The sequence below is a fragment of the Natronomonas sp. genome, from assembly GCF_028274965.1.
Classification (GTDB): Archaea; Halobacteriota; Halobacteria; order Halobacteriales; family Haloarculaceae; genus Natronomonas.
The window spans coordinates 1-2,507 of sequence record NZ_JAQCNO010000034.1 but is presented as its reverse complement, the minus strand read 5'-3'; the positions used below and the strand labels follow the sequence as shown (position 1 = coordinate 2,507).

The 2,507-nt window shown below is 68.4% G+C and carries 2 protein-coding genes and 1 pseudogene; 1 reads left to right on the top strand and 2 read right to left on the bottom strand.

Annotation, left to right across the window (positions count from 1 at the left end):
* Positions 1-261, top strand: a pseudogene (locus Q0916_RS05010) (glutamine synthetase); the annotation flags it as partial.
* A 28-nt stretch (positions 262-289) separates the two neighbouring features.
* Here Q0916_RS05010 and Q0916_RS05005 read toward each other — a convergent pair.
* Together Q0916_RS05005 and Q0916_RS05000 are read right to left on the bottom strand one after the other, a co-directional pair.
* Positions 290-1,084 carry an SDR family NAD(P)-dependent oxidoreductase gene (locus Q0916_RS05005; protein ID WP_299235216.1) on the bottom strand — a complete coding sequence of 265 codons (795 nt, stop codon included), beginning with the start codon at positions 1,082-1,084 and terminating at the stop codon, positions 290-292.
* Between the two features lie 46 nt (positions 1,085-1,130).
* Positions 1,131-2,507 (bottom strand): biotin/lipoyl-containing protein (locus Q0916_RS05000; RefSeq protein ID WP_299235215.1); only part of this gene is annotated, 1,377 nt, incomplete at its 5' end.

Sequence of the window (2,507 nt, the reverse complement as noted above, 5' to 3'; positions counted from 1 at the left end):
GAAAAGGGCCTCGACGCCCCTGATCCGATCCGCGAGAACATCTACGAGTTCGACGAGGACAAACGCGAGGAGTACGGCATCGAGACGCTGCCGAGCAACCTCGGCGAGGCGGTCGACGCCCTCGAGGACGATCCGGTGATCATGGACGCCCTCGGCGAGCACGTCGGCGAGAAGTTCCTCGAAGCCAAGGACCAGGAGTTCACCGAGTATCTGGTCGACGTCTCGCAGTGGGAACTCGATCGGTACCTCGAAACCTTCTGAACGGCCCTCATCGGAGCGAGGGGGCCGATCACTCCAATCCGAGGTCGGTCTCGAAGCTGTTGCCCGGGCGCGGAACGCCCTTGGCCGTGACCGTCTCGCCGGTCATAAAGGCCGCGGCGTCGCTGGCGAGGAACTGCACCACGTCGGCGACGTCTTCGGTGTGTCCGATGCGCCTGTCGACGTTCCCCCGCGGCGGCATGTCGTCCTCGGCGATCCCGAGCGTCTCTGCGACCCCGGGCGTCTGGACGAGTCCGGGCGCGACGCAGTTGACCCGGATGTCGTGTTCGGCCCACTCCGTTGCGAGCGTCTCGGTCAGCCGGATGATCGCGGCCTTCGCGGCGCCGTAGTGGCTCTCGTTCGGGGCGGCGTGCTGTCCGTTGACGCTCGAGACGTTGACGATCCGGCCGCCAGAGCCGTCGTTGCGCATCCGCTCGCCGACCGCCTGCGTGCAGTGAAACGTCCCGTGTAGGTTGAGATCGACGATCGACTTCCAGCCGTTCTCGGAGATCTCCTCGAAGGGCGCGAGGAACTCCCCGCCGGCGTTGTTGACAAGCGTGTCGACGCCGCCGAACTCCTCGACGGTCGCCGCGACGAAGGCCTCGACCGCCTCGGGGTCTCTGACGTTGCACTCGACGGCGAGGGCGGTCCCGCCGTCCTCGCGGATCGCCTCGGCGACCGGGTCGATCCGCTCTTGGGAGCGCGAGCAGATCGCCACGTTCGCGCCGTCGGCGGCGAAGCGCTCGGCGATCGTCCGTCCGATCCCCTGCGAGGCGCCGGTCACGATCGCGTTCCGTCCCTCGACTCCGAACTGGTCGGTCGGCATACCGCCAGGTGGTCGGCCCGCGTGTATGACTGTGTCGGCGTCGCCGCTACTCGAGGACGACGAGCGGGTCGCCCTGGTCGACCGAGTCGCCCTCGCCGACCGCGATCTCTGTCACCGTGCCGCCGGTTTCGGCGATCACGTCGTTTTCCATCTTCATCGCCTCGAGCACGCAGATCACGTCGCCGGCAGCCACGGCGTCGCCCTCCGCGACGTCCACCTCAAGGATCGTCCCCTGCATCTCCGCGCTGACAACCTCGCCGTCGGCGTCGATCGCCTCGCCGTCGTCGTCGCCGCGATCCCGGCGGGGTGGCTTCTGTCCGCCGCCGTTCGATCCGCTCGCATCGATCCCGCCGAAGGCCCCGGCCGCCTCCTCGAGGCTGACCTCGAAGCGCTTGCCGTTGACCTCGACCGTGAACTCCCGCTCGATCGTCTCCTCGTCGCCCTCTGTCGTCGCCGCGTCGGTGCCCCAGCGGTCCTGTGCGGCCTCGATCCGCTTGGGGTCGAGTTCCTCGTCGAGGTACTTCGTCGTGTGCGTGCCGGCGCCGAAGGCCTCGTCGGTGAGCATCAGCCGGTGGAACGGGACGATCGTCGGGATGCCCTCGATGTCGTACTCCGCGAGCGCCCGCTCGGAGCGGGCGAAACACTCCTCGCGGTCGGCGGCGTGGACGATCAGTTTGCCGATCATCGAGTCGTAGTCCGTCACGAGGTCGTCGCCCTGCCGGAGCGCGTCGTCGACCCTGACGCCGATCCCGCCCGGCGGGTCGTACGTCGTCAGGGTGCCGCCGGTCGCCGGCGCGAAGTCGTCGGCCGCGTTCTCGGCGTTGATCCGGAACTCGATGGCGTGGCCCTCGAGTTCGACGTCCTCCTGGGCGAAGCCGATCTCCTCGCCGGCGGCGACCCGGAGTTGCCACTTGACGATGTCGATCCCGGTGAGCTCCTCGGTGACGCAGTGTTCGACCTGGATCCGGGTGTTGACCTCGAGGAAGTAGAAGTTCGCGTCCGGACCGAGCAACTCGCCGTCCTCGCGGGGTTGCTCCTCGACGAGGAACTCGAAGGTGCCGGCGTTCGTGTAGTCGGCCTCGTCGGCCCCGCGGCGGGCCGCCGCGCCGATCTCGGCTCTGAGCTCCTCGGACAGCGCCGGCGAGGGGCCCTCCTCGATGACCTTCTGGTGGCGGCGCTGCAGCGAGCAGTCCCGCTCGCCGAGGTGTCTGACGGTGCCGTGTTCGTCCGCCAGAATCTGCACCTCGATGTGTCGCGGGGACTCGAGATACCGTTCGAGGTACACGGAGTCGTTGTCGAAGTACGCCTCGCCCTCGCGTTTGGCGCTCTCGAGGGCGTCGTCGACCTCCTCGGGGCCGCGGACGATCTTCATGCCGCGACCGCCGCCGCCGCCCTCGGCTTTGATCGCGATCGGATAGCCGTA

What these genes read in the sequence shown, in the direction of transcription:
- Q0916_RS05005 (WP_299235216.1), bottom strand. Translation starts at nt 1,084, where the DNA reads ATGCCGACCGACCAGTTCGGAGTCGAGGGACGGAACGCGATCGTGACC.